At 57.4% G+C, this 21,606-nt stretch carries 17 protein-coding genes and 2 pseudogenes; 14 read left to right on the top strand and 5 right to left on the bottom strand.

What is annotated here, in order from left to right; genetic code table 11:
- Nucleotides 1-148 precede the first annotated feature (148 nt).
- From R5N89_RS14630 to R5N89_RS14590, 9 genes are all read left to right on the top strand, one after another.
- On the top strand, nucleotides 149-1,486 hold the full coding sequence (locus tag R5N89_RS14630; RefSeq protein WP_208624739.1) for a transposase: 1,338 nt from the start codon (nucleotides 149-151) through the stop codon (nucleotides 1,484-1,486).
- Nucleotides 1,476-2,294 (top strand): ScpA family protein, encoded by an 819-nt coding sequence (locus tag R5N89_RS14625; protein WP_110570190.1) that lies wholly within the window; start codon nucleotides 1,476-1,478, stop codon nucleotides 2,292-2,294. The genes R5N89_RS14630 and R5N89_RS14625 overlap by 11 nt, the downstream gene beginning before the upstream one ends.
- 94 nt (nucleotides 2,295-2,388) lie before the next feature.
- Entirely contained in the window at nucleotides 2,389-2,628 is a 240-nt protein-coding gene (locus R5N89_RS14620) for a hypothetical protein (RefSeq protein ID WP_244192301.1), read from the top strand.
- Complete coding sequence (locus R5N89_RS14615) at nucleotides 2,621-3,769, top strand: DNA cytosine methyltransferase (protein WP_354680717.1); 1,149 nt, start codon at nucleotides 2,621-2,623, stop codon at nucleotides 3,767-3,769. The genes R5N89_RS14620 and R5N89_RS14615 overlap by 8 nt, the downstream gene beginning before the upstream one ends.
- Complete coding sequence (locus R5N89_RS14610) at nucleotides 3,766-4,629, top strand: hypothetical protein (protein ID WP_265001369.1); 864 nt, start codon at nucleotides 3,766-3,768, stop codon at nucleotides 4,627-4,629. The genes R5N89_RS14615 and R5N89_RS14610 overlap by 4 nt, the downstream gene beginning before the upstream one ends.
- Nucleotides 4,626-5,558 (top strand): DUF4928 family protein, encoded by a 933-nt coding sequence (locus R5N89_RS14605; RefSeq protein WP_110570263.1) that lies wholly within the window; start codon nucleotides 4,626-4,628, stop codon nucleotides 5,556-5,558. Before R5N89_RS14610 ends, R5N89_RS14605 begins: the two co-directional genes overlap by 4 nt.
- Nucleotides 5,555-5,956: a very short patch repair endonuclease gene (locus tag R5N89_RS14600; RefSeq protein ID WP_354680716.1), complete on the top strand. Its 402-nt coding sequence runs from the start codon at nucleotides 5,555-5,557 to the stop codon at nucleotides 5,954-5,956. Before R5N89_RS14605 ends, R5N89_RS14600 begins: the two co-directional genes overlap by 4 nt.
- Nucleotides 5,957-5,988: 32 nt before the next feature.
- Nucleotides 5,989-7,191 (top strand): hypothetical protein, encoded by a 1,203-nt coding sequence (locus tag R5N89_RS14595; RefSeq protein ID WP_208624728.1) that lies wholly within the window; start codon nucleotides 5,989-5,991, stop codon nucleotides 7,189-7,191.
- 28 nt (nucleotides 7,192-7,219) lie between these two features.
- On the top strand, nucleotides 7,220-8,278 hold the full coding sequence (locus tag R5N89_RS14590) for a hypothetical protein (protein ID WP_146220234.1): 1,059 nt from the start codon (nucleotides 7,220-7,222) through the stop codon (nucleotides 8,276-8,278).
- Nucleotides 8,279-8,634: 356 nt separating this feature from the next.
- On the opposite strand, the pseudogene R5N89_RS14580 reads toward R5N89_RS14590, so the two are convergent.
- Nucleotides 8,635-9,021 (bottom strand): annotated as a pseudogene (locus tag R5N89_RS14580) (transposase); the annotation flags it as partial.
- A 33-nt stretch (nucleotides 9,022-9,054) separates the two neighbouring features.
- A protein-coding gene (gene tnpC, locus R5N89_RS14575) for an IS66 family transposase (protein WP_408887039.1) occupies nucleotides 9,055-10,784 on the bottom strand; the annotation gives its coding sequence in 2 pieces (ribosomal slippage) (nucleotides 9,055-9,185 and nucleotides 9,185-10,784; 1,731 coding nt in all).
- Nucleotides 10,785-11,045: 261 nt separating this feature from the next.
- Between tnpC and R5N89_RS14565 the strand changes: the two are divergent.
- Both R5N89_RS14565 and R5N89_RS14560 read left to right on the top strand, forming a co-directional pair.
- Nucleotides 11,046-11,240, top strand: a pseudogene (locus R5N89_RS14565) (transposase); the annotation flags it as partial.
- A gap of 63 nt (nucleotides 11,241-11,303) precedes the next feature.
- Nucleotides 11,304-12,454 (top strand): IS3 family transposase gene (locus R5N89_RS14560; RefSeq protein WP_110570107.1). Its coding sequence is split into 2 segments (ribosomal slippage): nucleotides 11,304-11,562 and nucleotides 11,562-12,454, totalling 1,152 coding nucleotides; the frame shifts between segments, so codons are not numbered across the junction.
- Nucleotides 12,455-12,477: 23 nt separating this feature from the next.
- On the opposite strand, the gene R5N89_RS14555 is transcribed toward R5N89_RS14560, so the two are convergent.
- The 3 genes from R5N89_RS14555 to R5N89_RS14545 all read right to left on the bottom strand — a co-directional run bounded on the left by R5N89_RS14555 (nucleotide 12,478) and on the right by R5N89_RS14545 (nucleotide 15,886).
- Entirely contained in the window at nucleotides 12,478-13,665 is a 1,188-nt protein-coding gene (locus R5N89_RS14555; protein WP_110570108.1) for a restriction endonuclease PLD domain-containing protein, read from the bottom strand.
- Between the two features lie 370 nt (nucleotides 13,666-14,035).
- Nucleotides 14,036-14,923: a DUF5677 domain-containing protein gene (locus R5N89_RS14550; RefSeq protein WP_110570110.1), complete on the bottom strand. Its 888-nt coding sequence runs from the start codon at nucleotides 14,921-14,923 to the stop codon at nucleotides 14,036-14,038.
- Between the two features lie 312 nt (nucleotides 14,924-15,235).
- Complete coding sequence (locus R5N89_RS14545; RefSeq protein ID WP_110570111.1) at nucleotides 15,236-15,886, bottom strand: SOS response-associated peptidase; 651 nt, start codon at nucleotides 15,884-15,886, stop codon at nucleotides 15,236-15,238.
- 264 nt (nucleotides 15,887-16,150) lie between these two features.
- On the opposite strand from R5N89_RS14545, the gene R5N89_RS14540 reads away from it, so the two are divergent.
- The 3 genes from R5N89_RS14540 to R5N89_RS14530 are packed head-to-tail and all read left to right on the top strand — an operon-like array spanning nucleotide 16,151 to nucleotide 21,295.
- Nucleotides 16,151-16,927 carry an ImuA family protein gene (locus tag R5N89_RS14540; protein WP_110570112.1) on the top strand — a complete coding sequence of 259 codons (777 nt, stop codon included), beginning with the start codon at nucleotides 16,151-16,153 and terminating at the stop codon, nucleotides 16,925-16,927.
- Nucleotides 16,928-16,970: 43 nt separating this feature from the next.
- A complete protein-coding gene (locus R5N89_RS14535) occupies nucleotides 16,971-18,365 on the top strand; it encodes a DNA polymerase Y family protein (RefSeq protein WP_244192294.1) in 1,395 nt (464 codons plus the stop codon).
- Nucleotides 18,362-21,295, top strand: a complete 2,934-nt coding sequence (locus R5N89_RS14530; protein ID WP_167400910.1) for an IS110 family transposase — start codon at nucleotides 18,362-18,364, stop codon at nucleotides 21,293-21,295. Before R5N89_RS14535 ends, R5N89_RS14530 begins: the two co-directional genes overlap by 4 nt.
- The last annotated feature ends 311 nt before the right edge of the window (nucleotides 21,296-21,606 follow it).

Raw genomic sequence — 21,606 nt, 5'->3', positions numbered from 1 at the left:
ACGTATTATATGAAGCGCGGACGCCTTAATGTGGTCAGGGTCAGGCGGCGCAGTTGCTCGCTGAGGATGGGCAGGCTGCCCTCTTCGAAAGCCCGTTCAGGATCGGCCCGCAGAGCGTTCGGGCCGGAAAACCGGGGATCCGATCAGAATGGCTGAGACCGGCCGACCGCTGCAGGCGGCGCGGCCGCCGACCGGGCTATCGCCGGCCACGGCGCGGGCTTACGCAGCGTCGTGGCGCGCCTTTGTCGGCACCCTGCCCGCCGATAGCGGCTTTCCGGTTGGCCCTGTCGCGGTGGCAGTGTGGCTGGAGGCCCGGGCCAAGGCCGGACGGCCGCGGCAGAGCCTGGTGGTGGATCGCGCGGCGCTGACGGCGTGGTGTGCCGCCAATGGCGAGGGGCTTGATGTCGCCATGCCCTCTACGCGGGTCCGCCAGACGGGGGCCGGGGTCGATGTGGCTTCGCTGCTGGCCGCCGCGCAACGCTGCGGCCCCGACCTGTCTGGCCTGCGCGACCGGGCTTTGCTGTTGCTGGCGGCCACGCTGGACATCGGCGCCGAGGCGTTGGCCCGGCTGGCTGTCGAAGACATCACCGACACGACCGACGGGATGACCGTCGCCCTGCTGCGGCCCCGGTCGGGGCGCCACCAGCTGCGCCGGTTGCGGCGACGCCGGGATCCGGCCGTCTGTCCGGTGCGGTCCTGGGCCGCCTGGCGCGATGCCGCGCAACTGCGCTGGGGCGCGGCGTTCCGGGGGATCGATGCGCATGGCACGGTCGGGGATCCTTTGTCGGTGCCGGGGATCCGGTTCGTGCTGGACCAGGCGCTGGGACGTCCGGACCGCCCGGCCCACCGCGCGCGGCGGACAAAATCGGGGTCCCCGCCAGAGTCCCCAGTTGGGACGGCGGCGTGTCGACGCACGACAACGCCCGCCCCGGACTGGATCCGGACGACGCTCACGGTAAGCGGTCCAGTGGATACGGTGAGCCGGTTCCGGGTGGCGGCCCAGGGTCCGGGGATCATTCCCTGGCAGGTGGATTTTGATTACGAACAGGCGCGCCTGCTGGCGCCGATGGCGGCAAAGGGGGCGCAGGCGGTGACGCTGGCCCGGCTGCTGCGCCAGGCATCCGAGCGCCTGCATCGGATTGCCCTGCAGCATCAGGCGGCGGGCACGCCGTCATGCGCGTTTGACCTGCACCGGCTTGTGCCGGTTCCCGGTCCCATTCTGGAAGCCGGGGCAGACTCCCGCGCGGCGGCAGCTTGGCTGCAGGCGCATTGGGGCACGCTGCTACCGCTGCGCCGGGTGGAGGTCGAAGCCGTGCGCGACCAGCGCGCCCGCCGCAGCGCCCGGCTGGTCTACCGCTTCTGGTCGGCGGAATGGACGCCGTGGCAGGCGCTGGAGCGGGTGCGGACGGATTGGCCAGAACTGGTGTTCGACATCAGACCGCAGTACGCGCGTGCTGGTGCCGGGAAGACCGCCGATGCGGCCTGACGAGGACGAAGACTGGGGTGACCCGCCGCGTCGGCTGCCGCGCTCGGTGGTGCCGGAGTTCCATGTTGAGGGGTTTGACGGGCCGCTGGACCTGCTGCTGGATCTTGCAGAACGGCAGCGTCTGGATCTGGGTGTGCTGTCCATCGCGGACCTGGCGGCCCAGTTTGTCGCTGAGGCGGAGAGGCTGGCCCGCACGACGCCGCTCATGCAGCGCGCGGACTGGGTGATCTGGATCGCCCGGCTGGTATTCCTGCGCTCGCGGCTACTGTTTGCCACGCAGGCGGAAAAACAGCTTGCCGAAAAAGAGGCGCGCCGGACGGTCGGCCAGATCGAGGGGCTGCTGGAGATGCGTGCGGCGGCTGACTGGCTGGAGGCGCGGCCGCAGCTTGGTGTGTCGGTTTTTGCACGAGGCAGGGCAGCCGTGGAGAATGGCGTTTCGGGAAGGCAGGGGACATATTTCAGTCTGATGGAAGCCTGTCTCGGTGTGCTGGAGCGGGAACTGGCTCAGGTTGAGATGGCCGTTCCCGTCTATCGTATCGAACTACCTGCGTACTGGCGCGTGACTGATGCGCTGGCTTTTGTCAGAGAGAAAATAGGGAACGGGACCTTCCGCAATATATGGGAAGAGTGCATACCCCCGATGAACTTAAATGGGCCGAACAAGACCATTGCCCGTCGAGCGGCTGTTGCTGCTACGTTTGTGGCTGGCCTTGAACTGGTGCGACAGAAAGAGGCATTGATTGAAAATGTCAGCTTCCCAAGCTGTGATCTACATCTATTCACCATAACAGGAATATCCATTCGATAGGCGCGGGTAGATCGCCGATATGGTCTGATACGCATGATTGTTCTTTCAGATATGTTTTTAAGAACATTTCTGGAACACATGTGTGGACATATGAATGTTCTGGCGCCATCATGGCGCCATGAGCCATGCTACAGAAAATTCGGGAGTCTGCGCGATGGGCCGGATCAATCTGCGTCTCTCTACGGAGACGTTTGGTGCGATTGATGACGCGCGCGCAAAAAGGGCTGGAAGAGTGTCTCGTAACACGTGGATAGCGGAAGCGATTGAAGAAAAGCTCGCGCGTGAGGTGGTGTCGTTACAAGAAGATGCCGTCAGGTCTGCAGCCAATGCCTAGCTTTTACGAATTTTTTGCCGGCGGCGGGATGGCCCGTGCGGGACTGGGGGCCGGCTGGACGTGTCTGTTCGCCAATGATTTTGATCATAAAAAAAGTCTGAGTTATCAGGCCAACTGGGGGACAGGAGGAGAATTGCGGGTTGGGGACGTCAATGATGTCCGTGTTGAAGACTTACCTGGTGTTGCGGATCTCGTATGGGGTTCATTCCCGTGCCAGGATTTGTCGTTGGCTGGAGGGGGTGCAGGTCTCAAAGGAGAGCGTTCTGGCACCTTCTATCCTTTCTGGAATGTCGTGAGAGAGCTCGTTTCAGAGGGAAGAGCCCCGAAAATTATAGCTCTTGAAAATGTCATTGGCACGCTGACTTCTCATGGGGGACAGGATTTCGACGCTATCTGTCGGACTTTTGTCGAGACCGGATATCGGTATGGAGCGCTCGTAATCAACGCCTCATTGTTTGTGCCCCAGTCACGTCCTCGCTTGTTCATGATCGGGGTGCATAATGATGTGGAAATTCATCCGTCATTGTTATCTCCTGAACCGCTTGACCCGTTTCACACCAATGGATTGAAGAAGGCTGTACAGGGAATATCAAAAAAGGCGCAAACTCAATTTTTGTGGTGGAATATCCCCACTCCATCGCATCGGCATACAACTTTCGCTGATCTGATTGAGGAAGCGCCTACTGGAGTGCCTTGGCATACAGCCAGCGAAACCGAAAGATTGATTTCGATGATGTCGGCCACCAATCTTGCCAAAGTAAATGCTGCAAAACGTGCGGGCAGGCGCATGGTGGGAGCCATCTATAGACGAACACGTCTTGATGAAAACGGGGCGAAGGTTCAGCGTGCTGAAGTGCGGTTTGACGATATCGCTGGTTGTCTTCGGACGCCGGCAGGAGGTTCAAGCCGTCAGACGATTATTGTTGTTGACGGCCGGAAGGTTCGGTCGCGGCTAATTTCCACTCGCGAAACAGCAAGGCTGATGGGGCTCGAAGATCATTACAAGCTGCCTAAGAATTATAATGAAGCTTATCACCTGACAGGGGATGGCGTAGCTGTGCCTGTCGTTCGTCATCTGGCGCAGCATATCCTGGAACCGCTACTTGGCGTGGTTTCCGAAGGGAAACAGGAAGCGGCATGACAATTATTCCCTGTAAACAGAATAAGGGATTGCGCGATCAAATTGAGAGATTTGCCGAAACACTTAAAACAGAAGCGCATAAACTTGGCGACCATGGTTTAGGTGAGCGAGAGTTCTATCAGTCTGGTTTGTTCCGTGGTGCGATAGAGCGTGTCCGTGGCCAGTTTTCGGCCACTATGCGTGGCAAACGAGAGTTTGTTCAGCATGCGCTGAATTATATGGAAGACGGCGGTTTTATTGCTGGATGGGATCTGACAGATAATACGAACCGTAATGATTATATTGTTCGTCTAAATAGTGGACGTGTTGCTGTTATTGACCTTAAGGGCTGTCTTGATGGGAATAACACGAATATTTTTGAACGACCGCCACTCGCTGATGAGTTTGTAATCTGGAGTATCTGTTCCAATCCTGGTGCAGATCCTCAACGAAACGCTTGGTCGGGCATTCACACACGTCTTAGCGCTGAAATGATTGCGCGGAACCAGCGGGTGGACGGGGTGCTGTTGTGGGATATGGTTTGTGCGACAATTGGTAGACCTTGCCCAAAATCCGTAGATGGTGATCGGTTGACCAATCTTGGTCCTTTTTGTGTGCCTCCTCCGTGTATCTATCTGTTTCCTGAGAATATCCCTTCAATTTCTATTCCTTTCGTTAAAGGACGGGATATTAGAGAAGTTGAAATTCTCGCGGCCTTTAATGCTGCTTTTGGTGGATATGCCGAGGAAATCCATCATGTCGACTTTCGGATGGAAATGCGGGGAAGTGAGTTGATGCGTCAGACAGTTGTGCGACGTGCTGGCACGATAGAACAGGTCTCAGAAATGACGGCAATTCGACGAGTTGAGAAATATTTATGATGCTATCACAACGAGCAGTATTGGCGGCGTTTGACAACGATTATATCGGCTTGTCAAAAGGGTCTTTATCTCTTGCTTTGATCCTAACGAGGAATGCGGCATCGAAGCGGTTCCCGTTAGATAAAAATTCGTTCGTAACAACAAAAGGTGGGCAAGTCGCCGGATTGGGCGGTGGGGCGGTAAAGAAAATACTTAAAGACCATGGCATTGAGCGTATTCTCTCTAGTGAAGGGGGTAGAACAAGTCGAGGGAATATGGAGAGAATGAATGCATATATTGATGTTTTAAACGATCTGCATTCTCATAATTTATTGGACTTAGACGCTGCGGAGGAATATTGGGTAGAGCGTGCTCAGGCGTATTTTGACGCTCTTCCGTTTACTTTCAAACTTGATCCATCACGCTCTTTACGGGCTTGTGTAAGAGATCTTTTGGCGCAGGCCGTAGAACGTCAACGTGAGGTTTCCGGCACCATGTATGCAGGCGCTGTTATGCAGCATCTGGTCGGAGCCAAACTAGATGTGATCACAAAAGGTAGTATTCTTCATCACGGTTTTTCGGTTGCGGATGCGCCATCTAATCGCGCAGGAGATTTTTTGATCGGAGACGTGGCTATTCATGTCACAACTGCGCCTGGAGAAGCACTTATTCGGAAATGCCAGGACAATCTTAGTTCCGGTTTACGTCCTCTTATTGTGACTACAGAAGATGGGGTAGGTGGCGCCAAAGCACTCGCCAAGCAGGTTGGAGCAGACGATCGCCTCGATATTATTGAAATCGAGCAATTTTTGGCGACCAATGTTTATGAGTGGAGTACGTTTGAACGGGACGCCAGGCAGACGGCAGTGAGGGATATTATCGAACGTTATAATAACATTATCGCTGAGTGCGAGAGTGATCCCAGCCTCAGAATTGAATTTGATGGATGAAAGTAGATCCTGTTCGCTCGCGGACTATGAGGGCAGTTAAGTCGAAGAATACGAGCCCAGAGTTGGTAGTGAGGAAGCTTATCCATGCAATGGGATATAGGTTTCGGCTTCATCGTAAAGATCTACCTGGCTCTCCAGATTTGGTTTTCCCAGGTCGAAAATTGGCTTTATTTGTGAATGGATGCTTTTGGCATGGACATGATTGTCAACGAGGAGCACGGATTCCGAAAAATAACGTAGAGTATTGGACAAAAAAAATTGAACGCAATCGCGCACGAGATAAGGAGACGTTAATCGCCTTGCAAAAGTTGGGCTGGCGTGTCCATCTTGTATGGGAATGTGAACTTAAGGATCATGAACGCCTTCAGGCTGATATTCAGGCGCTTATGGAAGAATAAGACGATATAATATTTTAGAACGGGGGGAGATCATGGCGCGTATGCAAGACACCACATTACTCTTTGATAGTCGTGTAAAATGTTTTTCGTTGATGACGGCCTTAAAAATAGGCGATTATCTCAAGCTAGTAGAGAAAGCTTATGCTGCCCGTGGTGGATTACAACACCAGCGTGAAGCGTTAAAAACGACCACCGCACGACGTATCCGCGGTCGAATGATCTCGGATGTAAAACGTGGCGCTGTATTGCCGCCTGTCGTTATTGGCGTCGTCGTGGATCAGGAAATACTAGAAAATATCCCTGACTTTAAACCCGACGATGTTATTCGTATGATGAGCGATACGTTGGTTGATTCGATTTCTATCATCGATGGTATGCAGCGTACTACAGCCCTATTAGACGCTATGGATCAAGATCATACTGTTTCAGAAAAAGTTGTGCGAGTAGAGTGTTGGATCGCTGAGAGCACTGATAGCCTTATTTATCGCATGCTCGTTCTCAACACTGGGCAAGTGCCATGGAATCTTAGCCGTCAACTCCAGGTAGTTTATGCCCCTCTTATTAAGGAAATGAAAAAACGTATTAGATTCGAGAGAGTGTTAAACCGTGAGAAAGCAGAGCGTCGTACAAAGTCCGGTGAGTATGCGCCTGACGACTTAGTTCAGCTTTACATTGCTTTTGCTTTAAAGAAAACGGACGTCGATACTCAAGAAACGTTGGCTGATGAGTTCTCTCGTCTTGATATGACTGATGCTCTTGCTGAAGATCAGTATAACCATTATTTCTATCCCGTCCTGCAGATGATGCTAGATCTTGATAGAGCTTTTTCGCGGCTCGATGATGAAATGCCTGCAGAGACGGAAGAGACTGGCGTGAAGAAAGCCATCAAGAAAGGGCGTAGTATTTTCGATAGTCAACCGGCCCGTATTGGCTTTGTCGTAGCTACTGCTATTGCTATTCTGGGACGGATGGGTATGGAGCGCAAAGCTGATGAAAGTCAAAAGCGCTTGACGGAAATTATTCGCCAAGTAAGTAATTTTATTGCAAGACTCGATGAAATGGACGTCAACCAGCTTACAGACTTCCTGCGACTTGATGTCCTTTCTGAACGACTTTATGGCCAAAAACGATCTGCCGTTGGGCGGTATGAACGTGCCTTCTTTGATGCAGCATTTAAAGTGTTGATCGAAGAGAAATTTGACGTGCCGACGATGGAGCCATCTTGGCGGGTATAAGTACATGGTAAATAGATCTCGGATGGAGATGAGCCGTATTATTTTTCAACGCCTCATCAACCATGCTAAAGCTTCTGATACTTTAGTCATGAACGCGGATAAAGATCGGTATATAAAACGATATAGCGATCTGGATGCCGAACTCATGGCGAAGGCTGCGGTTAGGGATAAACGAACAATCACTCGCCAGATGCGGGCTGTTATGTTTGAATATAATGGGAGGCGATACTACGCTTTTTTTGGTTTTACCTTTTCTTGCGGGATCCCATCGCGCATGCCTGAGGGTCTGACAGAGCTTGATGCTACGCCCGGGCTGTTTGCGATTGCCGTAACAGAAACTGACGTGATCGTTCGGGCAACACCCGCTGAAATTCGGGATATAATTGAAGAAGAATACATAGGTCATGATCATTACATAGGTCATGATTTAAATGATGTCGCTAATTTGTTTCCATCAGCAATATTTGTCGAGGCGGATACGAATTATGATTATACGGAGGATATTGATAGAGTAATTGGCGCAATGGTCGCCACAACGTATATTGATGGCCCAATTGCGTTTGATAAAGATACTCTGGGCGCGGCCGGAGAATTATTCACCAGCGGATCAAAGTTCATCCCTTTCGATAAAGCTTTACAGGGAATTCTTTCGATTTCTTGGAGCGGTTTCTATATCGAGTTATATCGGTGCATAGAGCAGCTTTATCCAGTTCCAAGACTGATGGACCTACTTCAGGAGTGGTCGAGTTCGGAGTCATTTTGTGACTTAGCTAATTTATTGCAGACTCGTTTAGGATGGCGCCCACGTGAAGACGAGTCTCTTATTAAACTCATTGCAGCTTGTTCTGAATCGATCGCCAGCGATCTTATTGCCGCGTTTGACATACAGTTCGACGAAAAAAGCACGCGTTCGGAAATCGCGGGACGACAGGTGTATGCAATGCGAAATGGTCTTGTGCATTTCCGTAACAACCACGGTATTCCTCCTTTATCGGATGAGAGGTGGAATGCCATTATAGTGGCCATGATTGCACTTGTGACTGCAGCTTATACGGAATTTGGGCTGAAGTACCATCAAGGATCGTAATGTTTGACGTTTCCCCGAAAATCTGCCCATTTTAAAATAGGAGCTGTTAGGCCTTGAATGATAGGACGGGCTGCGTAGCTGTTTATGATGAGCATGATGCAGTCTGTCTTTTCTGATCAGGCTTGGTCTGTCTAAGAACCGCTGATCGAGGAATTTCGTCCAAAGGACAAGACCCTATCAAAGAACCTTCAACGTACGATGTCCGCGACTTTCTGGTGCCATCAGAACGGCACGAAATGGCGTCACTGCCGCTTGAGTTTAGTCCCTAGCACTACTTTGGCAGAATGTGTTGCGGGGTCTGGAGTAGAAGGTTTCCACAGTGCGGGCATTGCCCGATGGGTGGTCGCAGGATGCGATCAAGAATGGCCTGTCGTATTGCTGGCAGACTGGGCTGTGGTGGTGGGCCGGTGACTCTTTTTTTTCCGCCCGACCGCCGTGAGGCGCCGGGACTGGAGAAAGGCGTAGGCCATCATGGACATCAGGGCGTGTCGGTGCAGGCCTGTCCATGATCGCCCCTCAAAGTGATTGAGGCCCAGTTCCTCCTTGAGTTGCTGATGCGCCTGTTCGCAGACCCATCGGGCCTTGATCGCAGCGGCCAGTAGCCTGAGGGAGGTGTCGGCAGACAGGTTGGACAGATAGTATTTCCGTTCTCCGGTGGAACGGTGCTCGCCAATCAGCCAGGCTTCCTCCCCGGGCATATGCTGGGCCGTCCGGCCACCGATACGCTGGGCTGGACCGTCTGCAAGTAAGCATCCGACGAGGACCACAGGCATGCGTCAGGCCGCCTGTGTATGATTGGCGTGACGGGTGTTTTTCCAGTTCCAGGGGAGCAGTTCGTGCAGGCGTGAGACGGGCTGGTCGTTGATCCGGGCGAGAACGTCGGCGAGCCAGGCTTGGGGATCGACTCGTTGAGCTTTGCGGTGACGATGAGGGAATACATATCGGCCGCGCGCTGGCCGCCCCGATCGGAACCGGCGAACAGCCAGGCTTTCCTGCCAAGGGCGATGCCGCGTAGTACTCGTTCAGCGGCATTGTTGGTCAGGCAGATCCGTCCGTCGGAGAGGAACCGGGTAAAACTCTCTGGCCTGCGCAGGATATAGGCCGTGGCTGTGGCAACGGGGGTCTTCTTCGACAGGCGGGCGCAACTTTCGCGCATCCAGGCGAGCAGGCCATCGACCATGGGAGCGATGCTTTCTTGTCGCACAGCGAGACGCTGCGCCGACGTTGCGCCATTGATGGCGCGCTCAGCCTCAAAGATTGCGTCGATCCTGCGCACGGCCTCCACGGCAAGAGGTGCGCGGCCGAGTTCGGCCAGCCTGAACAGGCCGCGTCGGGCATGCGCCCAGCAGCCCGCCGGCATGACGGGTGCCGGTTTGCGGTCGGCGTCGAACAGCCGGTTGTAGCCGCCATAGGCGTCGGATTGCAGGATACCGCTCCAGCCGGCGAGATGCTCCATGGGATGTTCGCCCTTGCGGTCACGGGAGTAACGGAACCAGGCCGCCGCGGGCGGTGCGGGGCCGCCGAATGGCCGGTCATCGCGCACATAGGTCCACAATCGCCCGGTCACGGTGCGGCTTTTGGCCAGCACCGGCACCGTGGTGTCGTCGCCATGCAGCCGTTCTGCCGCCAGCACATGGGCGCGGATCTGCGCGATCAGCGGCGCCAGGGTGGCGGTGCTGGCACCCACCCAGTCAGCCAGCGTGGAGGTGTCGAGATCGATTCCTTCGCGGGCAAAGGCCGCGCTTTGGCGGTTCAGCGGCAGGTGATCGGCAAATTTGCCGGTCAGGATCGTCGACAGCAGCCATGGCCCGGCGCGGCCCCGAGCGATCGGATGGAACGGTGCCGGCGGCTGGGTAATGCTTTCGCAGTCCCTGCAGGAGAATTTCTCCCGCACCGTCTGGATTACCCTGAATTGTCTGGGGACGACTTCCAGCGTCTCGGTCATGCTCTCGCCCAGTTTTGCCAGACGGGATGAGCCACAGCATGGGCAGTGCACGGGGGCTGGGATAACGACCCTTTCACGCGGCAGAGCCGCAGGGAATGGCCGGCGCGCCGGGCGCTGCCGCTCAACACCCGTTTCCGATGCCCTGGCCATGGTCTCTGGCGCGTTGGCGGGATCGTCTTCGGCGATCGCCGTTTCCAGATCCTCGAGTTCGAGTTCCAACTGCTCAAGCAGGCGTCGGCCGCGCTCAGAGGACGCACTGAAGCGATCCTGCCGCATCTTTGCGATCAGCAATTTCAGATGCGCGACCATCGCCTCGGCACCCGTTGCGCGCCGTTCAGCTTCCTGACGGGCCACCTCGGACGCTGCCAGGGCCGCCAGCAGGCGATCGATCTCCGATATCCCGGTCTCCAGAGCAGCCTCAAGTGGCGCACTGTCCCACACACCGGAACTGACGAAATGATGCAGCCGGTCATAAGGGATATCGCCATTGCGTGCAGCCATGGGCTGCACGCTCTTACGGTCACCAGGTCCGATCGGGCCTGCAATATAAGCCGGACACATCGCCCGCTGCGCTTTGTGACCCAGGGCCGCCAGAAATGGCGCAAGCCATACTTCCAGATCCGATCGCCAGTCGGTGTTCATCGCCAGCTCCCACTACAACTGGTCTTCCATGAATCACCGATCGCATCCGTTGGGAATCCTTATCCCAAATTTTCTGCCAAAGTAGCGCTAGGGCGTGTCGTCAGTTGGCATCTGGTGCCATGAGGCTTGTACTCCCGTTTGATCTGTGATGTTTTCTCTCTGTTTTCAGGGAGAGAATGAATGCGACGATATGGCCTGAGTGACAGCCAGTGGGAACGGATAAAAGATCTTCTCCCGGGTCATGAAGGTCATGTCGGCGGAACGGCTGCCGATAACCGTCTGTTTTTGGAAGCGGTTCTGTATCGTTACCGTGCCGGCATTCCGTGGTGTGAGCTGCCTGCTCGGTTCGGTGACTGGAAGAACGTCCACCGGCGATGACGTGCCCCCCGAAAATGTGCCCATTTTAAAGTAGAGTCCGATCGAGAAGGATACGGACGGATGAAACGCAGTCGCTTTACGGAAGAGCAGATCATAGGGATCCTGAAGGAACAGGAAACTGGGCTGAAGGTCTCTGATCTTTGCCAAAGACACGGGATCAGTGACGCAACCTTCTACAAATGGAAGACCCGCTATGGTGGTCTTGAAGTGTCTGAGGCCAAACGGCTGAAGGCGCTGGAAGATGAAAACAGCCGCCTGAAACGTCTTCTGACGGATGCCATGCTGGATAATGCAGCGCTGAAGGAAATCGTTGGAAAAAAGTGGTGACGCCTGTCGCCAAGCGGCAGGCGGTCGACCATATTCGCGGTGTTCTGGCCCTGAGTGAACGCCGTGCCTGTGCGCTTGTCGGTCTTGCCCGCCGTGTTGCGCGCTATATTTCGACCAGGGCGGACGATGTCGTCCTGCGCCAGCGTCTGCGGGAACTGGCGGGCCAGCGGCGCCGCTTTGGATTCCGCCGCCTGAGCTATCTTCTGGCGCGGGAAGGCCTCACACCCAATCACAAGAAGCTGTTCCGCCTTTATCAGGAGGAGGGGCTGAAAGTCTGTCATCGGGGAGGCCGAAAGCGAGCTTTGGGGACGCGTTCTCCCATGACCGTCCCCCAGGAACCTGGGCAGCGCTGGAGCCTGGACTTTGTGTCCGACGCCCTGATCTGTGACCGCCGGTTCCGCATTCTGGCTGTTATCGACGATTTCAGCCGGAAAAACCTGGCATTGGTTGCCGACATATCGCTGTCAGGCGGACGTGAAGCGTGGGAACTGACAACTCTGGTGGAGCGATATGGCAACCCTCTCATGATTGTCAGCGACAACGGGACGGAATTCACATCCCATGCCATTCTGAAATGGGCCGACGGGATGCAGATCGAATGGCACCATATCGCGCCGGGGAAGCCGCAGCAGAACGGGTTTGTCGAAAGCTTCAATGGCCGACTCAGGGATGAATGTCTCAACGAAACGCTGTTCACATCCCTGACGCATGCCCGCCAGATTCTGGCTGACTGGCGGGAAGACTACAATACGGTACGCCCACATTCCCAACTGAATGGCAGGACACCGGATCAGGTCGCCAGACAAGGGCCTCGGGGGCATGCCCCCGAGGCCCTTGTCATCCCATCAACCCCAAGACATAAAAACCGGGAACTCTCCTTTTGAGTGGATACAAAAAGGAGGGCACGTCATTCGTCGTCCATATTCTGCCAGTAAGCCTCGTTGAACACCGCGTCCAATTCACTTAGGTTTCTTAGACCAAGTTCCGCGGCGACGCGCCGAGCGTCCAAGCAAAATTGTGCGTATGTTTGAGGCGTGATATTGCTGTTAGAGGGCCGTTCGGGAAATTCAGGACCGGCCAGCCGCATTCCTGCTGAGCTATTTCGATTCAGGACCGCGAATTTCGATGGATCGACGCTATGGAGCATCTCCGTGCGCCAATTCGGCCCCACGCCCCGGATGCTCACTTCTCTGACCTTCTCGAAGGCCTGTTCCGGGCTGAGATCGCCTGATGCCAATGCTCTCGTGCATAGCTCCGCAAAGGCGGCCGGCTCGTCCGCGATGGCCTTCATAAAAATGGGAACGATCGCCGAGTGAAAGCTAGCGTCCAGCTTACGGAGCTGGTCATCAAATCGCTCTCCGGTCGGCCTTGACGTAGCGATGAGTTTCATAATTTTGCTCGCGCGCTCGGCCGCCTCAGCGCGATTGCGCACTTGCGCGTCGAATCCTTGCTCGGACTTATCGAGGCGGAATTCGCGCAGTAATTCACGCAGCACTGCGAATGTTGTGGGCTTTGCGGTGCGCAGGCGCTTCAGCCGCCGTTGTTCGGTAGCCCGGGTGGCCCTGGCGATATCGTATCTCCGAGAGTAGTCGCGGAGGATGCAGGGGTTGAGCGCGCTAACGAGTCCGTCCTTGCACAGCTCGTCTAGACGGTTCCGAATTTTGGTCTCGCTATTCAGGCGCAACAGGACTGAGCATTCGTAGTTATCCACCATGCCGCCATTCGTCCAGTTCGCCGAGCCGATGAGCATAGAAACAGACTTGTTAACGTATTCGAACCGATAGACTTTCGGATGAAAAACACCGTCGAGTTCGTCTCCGACAAAGACCGACAGCGAGTGTTTCCGTGATAGCTGGAGCAACAACTTCAATAGCGTCGGCTCTGACTGACAGAAGTCCAACCCGATGATGAATCGTGCCGAACCGCCCTGTTCGAGATGGTGCAGCAGGTGGTCCTTAATATGCCCCCAGCCTGACATCTTGGCGAACGCCACTGCGACATCCACGTGCCTGGCATTCTTGAAAAGACGGGCGAGTGCTGCGGAATGTTCGCTACTCTCGTCATTCCATATGAGGTCGTAGTGGCCCGTCTTCATATTTCGATTACCTATGTGTGCTTCACTTTGCGCTATGCATAACGTTACATCAAGGTGATGCACCTCAACAATGTGAGTCGCTTTCCAACAACGGCCGCATCATGGCGAGCAGCGGCGAGATTCGTGCTGACGCGCTCCTCCTCGAACGTCTGCTTTCCCTTCGCGGCCCAGGGCGCCAAAGTCCTCTCGCGCTTGTCGCTTCGGAGCTTATCGGTCACCCAGAGCAGTGCGACGTTGTTTCTACACTTCGACCACTCTCGGCGCTGCATTTTGCATGGCGGTGTCGAAAACCGATACTGCCACGTGATCAGCCTTAAAGCGAACCTTCACGCAGCTAAACACGCGAGAGGAATACCACCAAGGGACCATCCTACTCTTTCCGAGGCCAGTTGCTATACAGGTCCTCTTGCGAAATCTCGAATTCGGTATGGAATGGCTTGATGGTTTCCGTCATCGCCGTGACGGCGGCGGCCAACGGTGCTGGCATCTTTTCGCCGCCTGCCCATGACCGTTCACTCAGGAACAGGCTGAAAGAAGTAAGTGAAACCATGTCGCTTAGCATTCGGCAAATATGTCCCATTTCCAACGGGACGAGGTCGCTTCCCCGGGTTGCACGGTCTTCTAAGAGGTCCAGCGCCCTCGAGTTAGCGTGAGCAACGTGGCTAGACATGCTATAGTTGTGTGCAAAAACCTCAATGCCAATCAGTGGAATGATACCGTGACGACCACTGTTTAACGCTTCAAGTATTCCAGAGAACGACCATCGTTGCTCCAATTGTTTCCGGAAGCGCTTATCCCCAAGCGGGTTGGTCCTGTAGACGCGGTTATCGCGAAGCGTTGCCATCACGCGAGAACTGCCATCGCTGTCAGAGCAATTGAAGAGACGTTCGCATGGCTCGGCTTTTAAGGCTGCCTGCCTGTCATAGACAGCGCCGAGTAGCTCCCAATACTCGTGGAGCAATTCCGGACGTTGCTCTTCAGAAGCAGTTGCCAGAAAAGCCACCTTAGCGAACGTCTCATAAACGACCCGGATTATGACCTCGGCATCCCAGACGAGCCCATTTACTATAAGACAATATGCTGCTTGAGTGCGGTCTTGCTGAAATTGGTTCAGCACCCGCAGCGTCTCGGAATACAAGGTTTTTTCCGGATTTTTTGTAAAAACTTGAAAGTGGTAGTCCTTGATGATTCGCATGCACTCAACAAATTTCACGAATAATGGCTTACTCGTGGCGAGTGCCGTCTCTGATATCTGCATGTCTTCGTGCCTTTGCTGCTAACTAGGATTTTCCACTTCCCGTTCTAGCTCAATTCTGCGTCGCCGGATCACTGAGGGCAGTTTTTAATTCCGTGCCACATCGGATTGAACTGGGAGATTTAGGCTGCGTAGCGGGTAATCAGCTCTCTAAGATCGCGAACGATCAGTCCCTGCGTGAACGGGCATTCCTACGACCACCTCAAAACGGCTTGAGTTGACCGGCAGCCGTTATGAACGTGAGCGCTGCAAATGGCTGATTTCGGTCTTCTTTTCCCAATAACCGGGCTTTCTGCTTCCCCCCAAAGGCGACATTTAATAACTGCCTGTCGGGGAAGCATGTACCATCTTTAGGGCATTGTCGGGCAGGGGGCGCTGCAACTGTAGTGCTTCGTCCAGAGGCACCTTCATCCACAGATCCAGTTCTTCCGACCGGGTCAGGATTACCGGCATAGCTTTCGGATGAATGGCGCCGACTTCCCGATTGGCCGTGGTGGTCAGGAAGCCGAACAGATCATCCGTCGTCTCGCCATCCGCCAGTTTCCGCACTGACGTCCACCGGCACCAGATCCCTGCAAAGAAAGCCAGCGGCTTCCCATCGCTACGGGCAAACCAGACGGGCCTGCTGGTCCCATCCGGCAGGCGTTCCGGTTCGGAAAAGGCCGTGAGCGGTACCAGGCAGCGATGCGCGACACCTTCCCAGCGTTTCCACCAGGTCGAGGTGGGATTGCGGATATTGGTCACACCCCGATCGACCCTGTGCCCTTTCAGGTAGCCCGGCGGGGTGGGCATGCCCCAGCGTGCCATGACCAGTTCGCGACCATCCGGCGCGTTCCGCACGATGGGCGCCATGGTGTTGGGCCAGATCTCGGGCAGGGGCCGGAGATTGCCTGTGCGGTCGGTCATGACCCTGGCCGCCTCCCGGATCGCCTGCTGGCTGCTGGTCATCGCATAGAGGTTGCACATCACGCCGTCCTTTCGCGAGTCTGGATATGGGTGTCCTGCCAGACGGTATCCACCCTGCAGGAAGGGGATGGCCGGACTGTTCCTGATAAATCCCTGCAATCCAGACAGTTTTCATCGAGCCTGGACCGTGTGGCAGCCCTGCGTCCGCGTCCGGATCACAGTCGCTTTTCCGAAACGGGTTGACATTCGTCACCGCCCTAGAACAAATAACGAACATAATTACTGATTTCGTGCCAGAAACACCCGAATGGACTGTCCACCCCCATGCCCGCACCCGAACCCCGTCCCGCGCTGGAGGCGCTGAGAGCACAGGTCAGCCGCCTCGAAGGCCAGGGTCGGCGCAGGCGGGGCGCGCTTCCCTTCGGCGTGCCCGAGATTGACGGTCGCCTGCCGGATGGCGGCCTGGCGCTGGGCGCGCTGCATGAGGTGGCCGGCGGCGGCCATGACGCCCTGAATGCAGCAGCGTCCGGTCTGTTTTCCGCCGGGATCGCAGCGCGGACACGGGGCAAGGTGCTGTGGATTGCCACCCGCCAGGACCTGTATGCCCCGGCACTGCAGCAGGTCGGCCTGTCGGCGCGACGGACCATTTACGTCGCGGCCAGTTCGGACGTCGATGTCCTGGCCTGTTTCGAGGAAGCACTGCGCCATCAGGGGCTGGGGGCGGTCGTGGCCGAGGTGGCCCGCCTGTCCATGACCGCCTCGCGCCGCCTGCAGCTGGCGGCCGAGACATCCGGCGCGCTGGGCATCGCCATACGGCGCTGGCGGCGACAGACGGATGCGGCCGATTTCGGCCAGCCTACCGCTTCGGTCACCCGGTGGCGGGTCTCGGTCCTGCCATCCGTGCCGCTGCCGGTCCCCGGCGTCGGCCGGTCCCGCTGGCTGCTGGAACTGATCCGTGCCCGCGCGGGCGAATGCGCCGATTTCGAAGTGGAGGCCTGTGATGCCAAAGGGAGACTGGTGCCGTGTCGTCTCGCTCTACCTGCCGCTCTGGCCGACAGACCGGCTCAGGAAGCGGCTGGGGACCGACGCGCCCGCGCCTGACTACCCATTGGTGCTGGCCGGGCGGGAAGGGCGGCGACGGGTCGTGCTGTCGGTCGATCTCGCCGCCCGCAGGCTGGGCCTGCGTCCCGGCACGCCTGTCGCGAAAGCGCAGGCGCTTCATCCCGATCTGCTCATCATGGATGCCGACCCGGACGGTGACCGGGCAGGGCTGGAGCGGCTGGCCCTGTGGTTCCAGCACCGCATCGCCCCCATCGTGGCCCCCGATCCGCCAGACGGCATCGTGCTGGATACGACCGGTGCCGATCACCTGCATGGGGGCGAGGCCGTCATGCTGGAGAACATGGTCACACGCCTGAAGGAGTCCGGGATCACGGCCCGGGCCGCGATTGCCGATACATGGGGTGCCGCCCATGCGCTGGCGCGCTATGGCCGGGGACGCATCACCATCGTGCCGCCGGGTGAGATGGCAGCAGTGATTGCCGATCTGCCGATCGAAGCCCTGCGCTTACCAGCGGATATCATTGATGGCCTCCATGGGCTGGGCGTATCACGCATCGGCCCGCTGGCCGGCATGCCGCGCGCGCCGCTGGCCCTGCGATTCGGCCCGGATGTCGCCCGCAGGCTGGACCAGGCTTTTGGACGACAGGCAGAAGCCATTGTCCCGGTCCGGCTGCAGGCGCCGGTGCAGGTCAGCCGAAACTTTGCCGAACCGATCAGTGCTGCCGAGACCATAGCTCGCTACATCACCAAACTCGTGCCGCCCCTGTGCGCCGGGCTGGAGGAACGCGAGCAGGGCGTGCGCCGCCTCGACCTGCTGCTGCACCGGGTGGACAGCCGCACCGAGGCCGTCCGCGTGGCCACGGCCATGCCGGTGCGGGATGTCAGACGCCTGACCCGTCTGCTCTGTGACAGGATCGAGACCATCGATCCGGGCTTTGGGATCGAGCGCATGGTGCTGACGGCGTCGCTGGCCGAGCCGATCCTGCATCGTCAGGGTGTATCCGCCCTGATCGAGGAAGAAGAAGCTGATGTCTCCGACCTGATCGATACCCTGGCCAACCGCGTCGGCATGCAGGCCCTGTATCGCTTCGCCCCGGTGGAAAGCGATGTGCCAGAGCGGGCCGTCTGCCGCGTGCCTGCCCTCGCACCCGAGGAGGCAAGGGAGTGGCCTGATCACTGGCCGCGCCCCACGCGCCTGCTGCCCCGTCCCGAGCCGATCCAGACCATGGCGGTGTTGCCCGACCATCCGCCGGTCTTCTTCATCTGGCGTGGCATCCGCCGCCGGATCAGATGCGCCGATGGCCCCGAGCGGGTCTTTGGCGAATGGTGGAAAGGAGATGCCGAACTGACCACCGTGCGGGACTATTTTCGGGTGGAAGACACCAGCGGGGAGACATTCTGGGTTTACCGGACCGGGGATGGCGAACATGGCGAGACCGGTTCGCAGGGCTGGTTCCTGCATGGTCTCTTTGAATGAGCGTGCCATACGCCGAGCTGCAGGTGACGACGTATTTCTCGTTCCTGCGCGGCGCGTCCTCACCAATTGAACTGTTCGAGCAGGCAAAGGCTCTTGGCATTGAAGCGCTGGGGATCTGCGACCGGAATTCCCTGGCGGGCATGGTGCAGGCCCATGTCGCGGCCAAAGAGACCGGCATCCGCCTAGTCGTGGGGTGCCGTCTCGATCTGGCCGATTTTCTGCCCGTGCTGGTCTATCCGACGGATCGGGCCGCTTATGGCCGGTTGTGCCGGCTGCTGAGCCTTGGCAAGGCCCGGGCCGGGAAGGGGAAGTGTCATCTGCTCTGGGAGGATCTGGTGGCATGGGGCGAAGGCCTCCTTGTCATCCTGCTCCCGGATACGGCGGATGATGCCTGTGCCCTGCATCTGCGCAAGCTGAAGGACGCCTTTGCCGACCGGGCCTATATGGCGCTGACCCTGCGGCGCCGGCCCAATGACCAGATGCGGCTGTATGAGCTGGCGAACCTCGCCCATCAGGCGCGGGTGCCAGCGGTCGTGACCAATGACGTCCTATTCCACACCCATGACCGGCGCATCCTGCAGGATGTGGTGACCTGCATCCGCAACCATACCACCATCGACGAGGCCGGGTTCGCGCGGGAGCGCCATGCGGACCGCTACCTCAAGCCGCCCGCGGAAATGGCGCGGCTGTTCAGCCGCTATCCCGAAGCGGTGGCCCGGACCATGGAGATCGTGGAGCGCTGCCGCTTCAGCCTTGATGACCTGGCCTACCAGTATCCCGACGAGGTCTCCGTCCCGGGCCAGTCACCGCAGCAGGCGCTGGAAGCCCTGACATGGGAAGGGGCGGCAGCGGCCTATCCCGAAGGCATTCCGCCCGAGGTCAGGAAGACCCTCAGCCATGAACTCGCCCTGATCGGGCGCATGGATTACGCACCGTATTTCCTCACCGTCCACAGCATCGTCCGTTACGCCCGCTCACAGGGCATCCTGTGCCAGGGGCGGGGATCGGCGGCCAATTCCGCTGTCTGCTACGTGCTGGGCATTACCGCCATCGATCCGGCACGGACGTCGCTGCTCTTCGAGCGGTTCGTCTCCGAAGAGCGCCGCGAGCCACCCGATATCGATGTGGACTTCGAACACGCGCGCCGGGAGCAGGTGATCCAGTGGATTTATGGTCATTATGGCCGCAACCACGCCGCCCTTACGGCCGTGGTCACGCGCTACCGTGCGAAGGGGGCGCTGCGCGATGTCGGCAAGGTCATGGGTCTGCCCGAAGACCTGATCCGCACCCTGTCCGGCCAGATCTGGGGCTGGGGGCGCAAGCTGGATGAGGGCGCGCTGAATGAGACGGGCATCGACCTGTCCGACCGGCGCATCCGGCTGACGCTGGATCTGACGCGCTGCCTGATCGGCGTGCCGCGTCACCTGTCGCAGCATCCCGGCGGGTTTGTCCTGACCCGTGACCGGCTGGATGAACTGGTGCCGATCGAACCGGCGGCCATGGATGGTCGCCAGATCATCGAATGGGACAAGGACGATATCGACGTCCTGAAATTCATGAAGGTCGATGTGCTGGCCCTGGGCATGCTGACCTGCATGAAGAAGGGGCTGGACCTTCTGGCCGAACACAAGGGACAGCATTACACGCTGCAGACCATTCCGGCCGAGGATCCGCGGACCTACGCCATGATCCGGAAGGCGGACACGATCGGGGTGTTCCAGATCGAATCCCGCGCGCAGATGTCCATGCTGCCGCGTCTCAGGCCCCGGGTGTTCTATGATCTGGTGATCGAGGTGGCCATCGTCCGGCCCGGTCCCATCCAGATGGGGTGGACGGCCTCCATGCGGCATCAATGTGCCATGCTGGGGTCGGAAGACCATTCAGAGGAGACCGCCCGGATGAAAGTTACCATAATCGGCCTGGATATCGCCAAGTCTGTTTTTCAGGCGCATGGCACAGACGCAAGCGGAAAGTGTCTGCTCAAGAAGAAACTCGGTCGGAGCGAGGTCGTCCCATTCTTTGAAAAGCTGGAGCGCTGCCAGGTCGTAATCGAAGCCTGCAGCACGTCGCATCACTGGGCTCGTGTCATCCGTGACACCGGTCATGAGGTAAAACTCATTCCTCCTGAAATGGTCAAACCATTTGTCAAACGTGGCAAGAAAAACGATGCTGTTGATGCCGCCGCGATTTGTCTTGCCGCGATCCATCCCGATACGCGGTTCGTCCCGATTAAAAATCGGGAGCAGCAAAGCCTGTTATCGCTGCACTCAACTCGTACCCTTCTGGTCAAACAGCAAACGATGCTGGTGAATGCATTGCGTGCACTTGCAGCGGAATTCGGTTTGATTGTTCCCCTTGGAAATGCCCGTCTGCCCGAACTTCTGGCGAAAATCGAAACCTCATCCAATCTGCCTGACGCCCTGAAACAAACAACCATATTGCTCTTTGAGCAGTATGGCCGGCTGAGCGAGAGCATCGAAAGCCTTGAAGGAGGTATCCGTACCCATGCCAAACAGGATGAAGATGCCCGCCGTCTTTTGACCGTCCCCGGCATCGGTCCGGTAACCGCCTCCCTGATTGTCGCGTCTATTACCGATATTGCAGCTTTCGATACGGCCCGGCACTTTGCGGCCTGGCTCGGACTGGTGCCCCGTCAGCATTCATCCGGCGGAAAGACCCGGTTGGGCAGGATTACAAAAACGGGCAATCGGGAAATAAGAAAAATGCTCGTTCTGGGCGCAACATCCATGCTTTATCGTGCGCAGAAGTGGAACAGCGCTGCGGGAGCATGGCTCTGCAAACTTCTGGAACGTCGCCCGGGCCGCCTGGCAACCGTGGCATTGGCCAACAAGCTGGCCCGGATCATCTGGGCCCTGTTGTCGCGCAAAGAGATCTATCGTCCGGCCGGTCGCAGTGTCGCTACAGTCTGACATGCACCACCAGGATGATGGATACCGGGATAAACCCCGGTAGATCCGGCAGTATGCACTGACCGCGTGATGGGAAAGACTGTAATCAGAAGCAGTTCAGGCAATACCGAATGTCGCCCTGTGCCCTTGAGCACGAGATTCAGATTGGTGCCTGACACGCAAGCGCACACCCATGATGGCCAGCGAAGGATTTCGCATGCACAGGCCGGACATAAGGGCGCATCTGACCGGATCTCCACATCATGACAGTATCCGTGTGTTCCGCTGGAGCAAAAATACGCAGGAAGGAAGATGTAACAATGCGCTCAATG

Source organism: Komagataeibacter sucrofermentans DSM 15973 (assembly GCF_040581405.1).
Lineage (GTDB): Bacteria > Pseudomonadota > Alphaproteobacteria > Acetobacterales > Acetobacteraceae > Komagataeibacter > Komagataeibacter sucrofermentans.
Note: the sequence above shows the minus strand (reverse complement) of the source record. Positions and strands in the feature narration are given on the sequence as shown.

What these genes read in the sequence shown, in the direction of transcription:
- R5N89_RS14545 (WP_110570111.1), bottom strand. Translation starts at nt 15,886, where the DNA reads ATGTGCAACCTCTATGCGATGACCAGCAGCCAGCAGGCGATCCGGGAG.
- R5N89_RS14595 (WP_208624728.1), top strand. Translation starts at nt 5,989, where the DNA reads ATGGCGCGTATGCAAGACACCACATTACTCTTTGATAGTCGTGTAAAA.
- R5N89_RS14590 (WP_146220234.1), top strand. Translation starts at nt 7,220, where the DNA reads ATGAGCCGTATTATTTTTCAACGCCTCATCAACCATGCTAAAGCTTCT.
- R5N89_RS14600 (WP_354680716.1), top strand. Translation starts at nt 5,555, where the DNA reads ATGAAAGTAGATCCTGTTCGCTCGCGGACTATGAGGGCAGTTAAGTCG.
- R5N89_RS14615 (WP_354680717.1), top strand. Translation starts at nt 2,621, where the DNA reads ATGCCTAGCTTTTACGAATTTTTTGCCGGCGGCGGGATGGCCCGTGCG.
- R5N89_RS14620 (WP_244192301.1), top strand. Translation starts at nt 2,389, where the DNA reads ATGTTCTGGCGCCATCATGGCGCCATGAGCCATGCTACAGAAAATTCG.
- R5N89_RS14605 (WP_110570263.1), top strand. Translation starts at nt 4,626, where the DNA reads ATGATGCTATCACAACGAGCAGTATTGGCGGCGTTTGACAACGATTAT.
- R5N89_RS14540 (WP_110570112.1), top strand. Translation starts at nt 16,151, where the DNA reads ATGCCCGCACCCGAACCCCGTCCCGCGCTGGAGGCGCTGAGAGCACAG.
- R5N89_RS14530 (WP_167400910.1), top strand. Translation starts at nt 18,362, where the DNA reads ATGAGCGTGCCATACGCCGAGCTGCAGGTGACGACGTATTTCTCGTTC.
- R5N89_RS14550 (WP_110570110.1), bottom strand. Translation starts at nt 14,923, where the DNA reads ATGCAGATATCAGAGACGGCACTCGCCACGAGTAAGCCATTATTCGTG.
- R5N89_RS14625 (WP_110570190.1), top strand. Translation starts at nt 1,476, where the DNA reads ATGCGGCCTGACGAGGACGAAGACTGGGGTGACCCGCCGCGTCGGCTG.
- R5N89_RS14630 (WP_208624739.1), top strand. Translation starts at nt 149, where the DNA reads ATGGCTGAGACCGGCCGACCGCTGCAGGCGGCGCGGCCGCCGACCGGG.
- R5N89_RS14610 (WP_265001369.1), top strand. Translation starts at nt 3,766, where the DNA reads ATGACAATTATTCCCTGTAAACAGAATAAGGGATTGCGCGATCAAATT.
- R5N89_RS14555 (WP_110570108.1), bottom strand. Translation starts at nt 13,665, where the DNA reads ATGAAGACGGGCCACTACGACCTCATATGGAATGACGAGAGTAGCGAA.